The sequence below is a fragment of the Aquabacterium parvum genome, assembly GCF_001447195.1.
Lineage (GTDB): Bacteria > Pseudomonadota > Gammaproteobacteria > Burkholderiales > Burkholderiaceae_C > Aquabacterium > Aquabacterium parvum.
The window spans coordinates 1-273 of the sequence record NZ_LFRI01000010.1; the positions used below are offsets into that span (position 1 = coordinate 1).

Here is a 273-nt window from a genome sequence, read left to right on the forward strand (position 1 = left end):
CGGGCCAGTGGCACCCGCACCTGCACATGATCGCCTTGGCCGAGGTCGAGCCCAGCCAGGAGCGCTTGTCGCGGGATTGGCACCAGATCACCGGGGACAGCTTCATCGTTGATGTGCGGCCCATCGTTGGAGATCCAGCCGAGGGGTTCATGGAGGTTTTCAAGTACGCCGTCAAGTTCAGCGATCAGCCGGTTGCCGATACATGGCATGCCTTTCAGACGCTCAAGGGGAAACGCCTTCTTGGTTCTGCTGGGTGCTTCCGAGGTGTCGAGG

The 273-nt window shown here is 61.2% G+C and carries 1 pseudogene; it reads left to right on the top strand.

What is annotated here, in order from left to right:
- Window positions 1-26: 26 nt before the first annotated feature.
- Window positions 27-273, top strand: a pseudogene (locus tag ABG80_RS00040) (protein rep); the annotation flags it as partial.